Origin of the sequence: Shewanella sp., from assembly GCF_013214165.1 — a bacterium.
Taxonomy (GTDB): domain Bacteria; phylum Pseudomonadota; class Gammaproteobacteria; order Enterobacterales; family Shewanellaceae; genus Shewanella.
Genome location: NZ_JABSSM010000124.1, coordinates 1 through 7,646 on the forward strand (window position 1 = coordinate 1; position 7,646 = coordinate 7,646).

The 7,646-nt window shown below is 43.4% G+C and carries 3 protein-coding genes and 2 pseudogenes; 4 read left to right on the plus strand and 1 reads right to left on the minus strand.

Annotated features, from left to right (window positions below; translation table 11 throughout):
• Both HRU42_RS19790 and HRU42_RS19795 read left to right on the plus strand, forming a co-directional pair.
• Positions 1-121 (plus strand): annotated as a pseudogene (locus HRU42_RS19790) (IS1595 family transposase); the annotation flags it as partial.
• A 12-nt stretch (positions 122-133) separates the two neighbouring features.
• Positions 134-982 (plus strand): hypothetical protein, encoded by an 849-nt coding sequence (locus HRU42_RS19795; RefSeq protein WP_295033678.1) that lies wholly within the window; start codon positions 134-136, stop codon positions 980-982.
• A 105-nt stretch (positions 983-1,087) separates the two neighbouring features.
• Here the strand turns inward: HRU42_RS19795 and HRU42_RS19800 are convergent.
• Positions 1,088-1,207: pseudogene (locus HRU42_RS19800) on the minus strand (IS91 family transposase); the annotation flags it as partial.
• A 904-nt stretch (positions 1,208-2,111) separates the two neighbouring features.
• Here HRU42_RS19800 and HRU42_RS19805 point away from each other — a divergent pair.
• Entirely contained in the window at positions 2,112-2,984 is an 873-nt protein-coding gene (locus tag HRU42_RS19805; RefSeq protein ID WP_295033679.1) for a transposase, read from the plus strand.
• 126 nt (positions 2,985-3,110) lie between these two features.
• Complete coding sequence (locus tag HRU42_RS19810) at positions 3,111-7,340, plus strand: hypothetical protein (protein WP_295033681.1); 4,230 nt, start codon at positions 3,111-3,113, stop codon at positions 7,338-7,340.
• Positions 7,341-7,646: the final 306 nt, after the last annotated feature.

The window sequence follows — 7,646 nt, forward strand, 5'->3', positions numbered from 1 at the left end:
TTGTTATCGGTTCAATCGGCGTTTTAATCTAACTGAATTATTGCCACGATTTATGAGTGTGGCAGTTAGAACGCCACCTATGCCATATAGACTGTTAAAGATGGCTGAGCCTCATGGGTAATCAGGTGAGAGGATGCTATCGAGCGGAACAGTATGGAGAGGTTTACCCCCACCTAGGTCGTCTACTAAAAAAATTAAGGGCAAGACTGTTCCCGTCCCACAAACCGCTATGGGGCGAGTAGCCGAACTAGGTGAACGAAATATTGAGAACTCTCAACGCACCCATGGTGAGTTGAAGGGTAGCAAGAAAAAATTATTCAATGCGTTATCTGGTAACATCGGAAGTTATTACCTGACGCATTTTTCTTCACACGCGTTTCCAGATGGTGATATCAATTTACTGTCTCGAGAGCAGTTAAAGTCATGTGGAATAGTTTTTGATGAAGAGAATACCACTGACGTTGACCTCGAAGAATTTGCCACAGATGACTTCGTTTTTATGGGGTTGGAAGCGGGTGAAGGCTCAATACCATTAAAGAAAAAATCAAAATTTGGTGACAACTTGTTTCGCATAAACTTGACAAAAGTTGACCCTGACTCTATATCAAGTAGTTTGGTGCAGTTAAATGATTTGCTTTATTGTGACGAACGTCCGAGTAAAAAAGACCCAAATTGGCTTCATCCCAGTGAGGAGCGAGCTTTTCGCTCTTTATCGCACTCTCCTAAGGATGTGATTTACAGAGGTCACCAATTTCTAAATGGGATATCTCATCAAATAGTGGCCGACCTAGAGGATATGCCAAAGAGCAGAGCGAATATTACAGGCTCGATAAAAGGAGGGTATATGAACAGAGACCTTAAAAATTCTGTGGTGAATAGTTTTTATCGGCCTCAAGTTTTATTTCCACAAACCGTCACATTACCAAAAGAAGGTACAGAGCGCTATGACACCAGTGGTTCTGAACCGACATTAAAAAAATAAGATAGAATGACTTAGATCCCTTTATGGGGTTTGAGCACCAATGGAACAGTAAATAACGTTAAGAGGGTTAACTACCGGTATTTGGTTCATTACATTAGAGCCATTTTTGGCGAGACTTATCAGCGTGTTAGCGGCCAGAGAAAATAGATAATTCAATAACCATCGGTTATATTGAAAAATAAGTCAAAAATCTTTCGGCATCGTGAATGTGATATGGCGATATTTATCTTTCTTGTGAAACTGACCGGAGCAGGATAAGGTTCTTCTGACGAAGTACGCTATCTCATTTCTATCTGGATCCAATCTAACTTCAACATGAACATCAACATCAAGGTGTTGACTGGTAGGGCGTTGATGTTAGGTTTCGACAGTTGAGGAAATATTCAATTCACTACTTGCCCACTAATGGCGTTCCCTTCGGTCGGGATTTTCGCTTCGCTCCTGCCGATAATGTGACCCCTAGTGGCGACCGGATCCCCTCTAACAACGTTAGTAGCCTCTCCTTTTTCACAAAGAACTCAAGAAACACGAAGGCCTAGAGCAAGTGCTCAAGGAACACGAAAAAAAGCGACGAACGATTGGGGTTGTTGTTCAGCTTATCTAGAGCGAGCGCAGTTGCCTAATGCTCTTAGCGGAGAGGAAATGGCGGAAAAAGCAGAACCTGCAGTTGCATCAATTGCAGAGCTTCTGCAAGCACAAGACAGTATGTTTGATCTAGAAACATTTACAAAAACTCATACGTAGGATCTTAAGCTAAAACTAAATATCTATATGATTAGTCAGTATTATTTAATAAAACATGGAAGTTGTGCTCATCTCATGATCAAATAGTAAGTGCGAACCACTAATCAAAAATGAGAGAGCACAAGATGAATTTTAACGCGATACCTAAGCAACTGACAAGTGTTCTTAACTCATGCAACATCACTCAATTAGCCAAAGAGTGTCATTTCATGCAGCGGATGCGCAACATATCACCCATGCAGTTGGTACTGGCCATGCTCAATACGTTGGGAACCAGAACCAATATTAACCTTGCAGATATTCATAAAAATTTATGCAGCCAACATGACATTGGGAACAACTATAAGCCCTTTCATAATAAACTAAAAAACCTGAGTTAACTCAGTTGCTTCGCACCCTTACCGAGCAAGCGGCCAACCAATGGCTACTCGAGCTAGTGCAGCAAGTATTACCGAGCGAATACCCATTTAAGTCGATTGAGGCCCATGATGGTAGCTCCCTCAAATTGCACATTGGGTTAACTAAAGAGTTTCCCGGCCGATTCACCAAGACTCACCCGGCAGCCATGGAGTTACACGTGACCATGGATTTGATGTCTGGTCATTACAATTATCTGGGTATTTCTCCCGATTCAGAAAGTGAGCGGCACTATAATCCCTTTGCCTATGAAATACAGGATACCTTGCTGCTCATGGACGCGGGTTACTTTAATATCGATTATTGCTATCAAGCAGACAAACACGGTGGTCATGTCATTATGCGAACCAATGGTAAAATCAATCCCGATATAGAAGCGGCTTTTGATAGAAATAAATCGGCGATAGGTTACCTCGTTACCAACCTAAATCGAGCCAAATTTAGTGCAGGTAAAGTAAGTGAACTATATGGATTACGCTGGCAAATAGAATTATTCTTCAAGGAGTTAAAGTCGTATAGCGGTTTAAAAGCCTTCAATACCCGAGATAAAAGCATTGCCGAAAGTCTAGTGTGGGCGAGCATGCTCAGCTTGCTATTAAAGCGCTTTATAGCGAGAGCGAGTGGCCTAATACACCAAGTGGCTATTTCTACACAAAAAGTCGCGCGGTGTGCAAACGATTGGCTGCCTGACATTTTAAAAGCACTGTTATCTGGACGTGAATACCGGATTAAAAAGACACTAAGGAAATGGTGCCGTTACCTCAGTGAGTATGCTTGCCGCGCTCATCCTAAAAGAGATAATCAGACGCTTTTTGTACAATTAACAGAAACTCATGTCTGAGAATATATAAACCCTCATATTTAAAGGGCTACAGCTCCTTAAGGACTAACATATGAGTTCCTGCAAAGATGGTGAAACCTTTTTGGTTGGGAACAAAAATGATGCTCATGATGCCGTTGCCATCCTATGTACCGTCGTTTATCTCGTCTACAAGAACAAGAAGTTTCTATAACTGAGCTTTTTACTGATCCTGTTTTTATGGAAAATCAAGCAACTTCAATGATCACGGGTAATAGTCATATTTCAACAGGCTCATTAGCTTTGAGCCTGTTGAGTTATCGTATATGTCATTACCTAGAACGATGCTTTTCTGACATTACTTATTTAAGAGGACCGAGGAAAATAATCATGCCACAAAATGCTTATGATAGTAAACCTGTCCGTCACACAGTAGAGGTGGAAGATTTGGAGGAAGACCTCCAAGAAGACATCCAGTCGGCTCAATTCCATGAGTCCGATTATATAGATGAACAGTATCTTTACTCTTCGGACGATGAATTCTTCGAGGATATGACAGACGATAATGAGGAGCCATCTCTTGATTTTACGGCACCTTTGCCCAATGATGATATGCCCTTTCAATCGCCTCAAGCTCGAGCTTCGTATCGGGATTTCGCAGAGTTTGTACAGGAGAGGGCCCAAAGTATAGCGCAAGCAGGAGTTTGGCATCCGTGGCCTAAGCGCCCCTATCTTGAACCGGCCCTTCATTTATTTAATCAAGGGTTACCTACGGCTCATAATTGCATGACAGGTCAGCCTTTATTTGGCCCCAAACCGACCCCAAGACAACCCACGCAAGGTCAGTGCCCCAACCCTTTATTTAAACATACAGCGTTGGCAAAGCGTTCAATATCCCTCCCTCATAAAGCGCTACAGTGCCCTGTCCCTAGCCTTTCTCAAGGGGGGGAGTCCTCCTTGGTGCCGGGGTCTTCTGCCGGACAAAGTGCTTCTGTCGTGTCTGTACTGGCGGGAGGGATGAGTTACTTTCTGACCAGAAACCCTATAGTGGGCTTAGCCACTTGGATTTGTACCCAGTTTAGCGGCGCTGAAGCTCGTCCGCATGTGCCTTCTAATATGGCCGATGAAATAGGGGACCGGCCGATTTCGAGATCAGAATTCCATGATCTTAGGGTCGAGATGCGTCAGTACTTAAGTCGGAATTACTCCGATTATTCATCTAGAGTACGGCATCATTTACATCGTTTATTGCTTCGTTCCCTGCCTGAATTGAGGAGTTATGGATATAAGAGAAAACTGGACATCCCCTTCGTTATTAAAGGGAAAGTTTTACAACGATTACTGCGCCGTTATCGTAGAGTCATCTTGCGACATAGTGACGATATAGAGTTACTCCCAGCCCTTATCATTGAATCACATCGATTGCAGCATGACCTACAACAATGGCAATCCGAGCATCCGCAGATGACTCTGCATCCATTGGTTAATGAACGAGCGGTTCAAGCCGTTGTTGAAGCTTATAAGCGCAGTATGGTAATGAATCCGATCGATGAACAAAGGTATCTACAAACATTGAATGATGGAATTCGAGATGAAGCTGAGTTAGAGGATCAATTAGCGGTGTTAACCGCTGAATATGAACAAGTACAACAGTCAAAGGACACAGAGCTGTCGGTTTATAACAGACGTTTACAAAATATAAGGTCGAACAGGCTCGGTACAGAGGTAAAAAAACATGTTGCTGATTCTCCTGAGACCATGAACTCTGTACTAAATCGCTTAATAAGTCATGCCAAACTCGTCTATGAAAAAAAAGTGGCGCAACTTGATGAAGAACTGCGTGTCTTAAGTGAACAACAATTTGAACTTCAGGTTCCGATGGCTTACCGCGAGGGCATTACACAAGCTATTAATGCTTTAGATACGATGGAGGATGGGGTATTGGCTGGTAGCATGGATGCTGATGCGCTCTTTTCTCAATACCAGAGTGAGTACCACCAATACGCCCATCAACTTTTGGATTTAACCTTTGATGTCTACGATGAACCTGCGGTGATTAAATGGCAAGTGGCTAAATTCCATTTGACCCAAGGCTACAACCAACTTGAGGCACTACTGACGCTTAAAGATAGCGTGTTACCTAAGGTCCAAGAGTATAAAGACGCCTCATCCTCGCTTGATGGCTTTATCGCGAATCAATGGGCCAAAGAGATTGCCGTTACTTGCATCGCCGAGCAGTTTAACCGCTCTAAAGGTGATGGCGACGTTATTGCCCTTTATGAACAATGGCGACAAGATGAAACCGTGGGCTTTTATCTGTCGTATGCGGCCTTAATGGCTTATGGTGCCTTAACCGGCCACTACACTGAACAAGGTCTCCCGCAAGACAGCAACGCTCTTCCTTGGTCAGAAAGCCTACAATACGATTTTCAACAAGCCAGTACTGGTTATATCCAAGAACCGCCGGGCTTTAAGAGTATTTTATCGCTTAAACGCAGTGAAACTTTTGGCGGAAGCGGCAAGGATTATACTCAGCAATTTGATGACTATAAAAAGAACCATGCTCAGACAGAAGCCAAAATTCACAGTTATCAAGTGTTGACCAGTCATGGCATTAGCTACCAGCACGCCAAGCAGCTTCAGGTACAGAAATTTAGGTCGTTTACTTTGGAGGTTTCACCCCAAACAGGCTCTGGTTGGGCTAGAGCAACCTCTACTTCCAGAGGGTATGGTGCTGGAGGGTATGCTGGTCCTTGGGCTGGGAAGCGTTATCAATTGCCGGGTTCTATCTTAGTATTCTGGCTTGAACGAGGGGAGACTTTAGTGGTTTCCACTATAGATGGTTACTCAGCATCGATACTGTTATCAGAGCAAGAGAGTAGGAATCATCGCTTATTGAACCTTCTTAAACGCTCTGGTAATCATGCCTCGAACCAATTGCTCAATGGGATGCCATTAATTCATCATCTGCTTAAACTCTTGTGGCCAGATGACAGTAATAACCCTATCGTCTCTCGTGAACACTCTTATATCGTTCCCGCGGAAAAAGACATTTTTGGGCGGGTCAGAAAAAAGGCTTACACCACTAGTAACGGTGCTTATCCCTTTTTGGTGGCTCAAAAGCACTCTCACCCCAACAGTTCATTATTAACAGTGTTGCAAAGTGACATTACCCAAAGTTTGAAAGACTCTACTGAGCAGTTCTGGCACATCAATCGCGATGAGCATTTCTGGGAAGTTATCGGTAAGCACTTTGTGCCTTTTTATGACACGGTTTTCAATTCTTTATACGAGCCAGGGTATGAAATCGATGCCTTGGATTTGAGCGTCGAGATTGTGTCGATGGCGTTAATGCTGGTGCCTGTGGTTGGTAGTATCGCGCGTATGAGCAAGGTGATGAAGTTAAGTATGCGCTCCGCCATGCGCCAAGGGTTACAACAAGGGTTACGCGGAAACAAACTCAGGCGTTTTGTAAAAAACACTTTGATGAAGGATGCCGCGTTTTTAGCTGAATTAAGGAATCTGGGGCAAGAGTCGTTAGATACTTTATGGGATATGGTTGACCCTTCACCGGTGCCTTTTGGGGGGATCAGCCCTAGTATGATATCACTTAATCGTATGGGTAAACGGCTCAATGACGCAGCCCCCAACCAGCCTCATGACCCGGCCTTGCACTCGGCTATGACCTTGAATCAGTGTTTATTACCTGGACGCCGCGTTAAACGGGGTCTTCATGAAGATAAAGGCGGTGCGGGGTGCTTGCCCATCATAAACTTATTTTCTCGTAAGAGTGCGCCTGACAAAGGGAGTTCTTCGTCGAAAGGGTCTCTTTTGAGAAAAGAAACTGAAGGACTTCACTTAGACCCTGTACGTACCATTGATGACGCCTACATAAGGGAACCAAATCAATATAGCACCTACAGCCAAGCGCTAGAAAGTAATAGGGAAATAAAGGCGCTTATAGATGTTCCAAATGAAAAATGTGAAGCCATGATGCCGTTAGCCGGAAAATTTATGAAGGAAATCGGATTTACCAATATCCGATATAGAGGCATGTTTATTTGGACAAATGGTTTAGATAATATGCCTGGTAATCATTTTGTTGTGCTGGGGGATATTGGCGGCAACACGCTAGTTTTTGACTTGACAGCTGCTCAGTTTGAGAACAAAGGCATGCCGACGCTTACCGAAGCGCTAGTTCTATCAGAGCCAGGTTGGGCGAAACGTTTTCAACAGGCAACGACAAGAAAATTAATAAAATATAAAGATTTCGATACCAGTGGTGAAGCGCGCGGGGATTTTAGCTCGATGAATACTCCCCTACCAACTGATGACATCATCGGTTCTACCTTACTGACTGAGCCTGGATGGTATCGAACCATGATTGCTCACTCGTAATGGGTTTGTGTGGAACCATGAACCAACAAGCATGAGCTTCACAACCAGTTTTGATAAGCAGGTGATACATAGGCAGGCTTATTAGCGATGTTAAGTTTATCGAGGGTATAGACCAAACTATATTATTTAAAGTCGTAATTTTAGTTATTACAACAGTAAGCGTCCGGGCAAGTACATCTTCGAGGATGTAAAAATAATTGTGTAACTGCTGATTATCTATAACCTACACAAAGGGTAAAATAATGAGCTACACAATGGATAATAAAAAACTACAAGCTATGGCTGAAGAACTGGCCAAAGACCTCA

Coding starts and splice junctions, on each gene's coding strand:
- HRU42_RS19795 (WP_295033678.1), top strand. CDS start 134: ATGCTATCGAGCGGAACAGTATGGAGAGGTTTACCCCCACCTAGGTCG.
- HRU42_RS19810 (WP_295033681.1), top strand. CDS start 3,111: ATGTACCGTCGTTTATCTCGTCTACAAGAACAAGAAGTTTCTATAACT.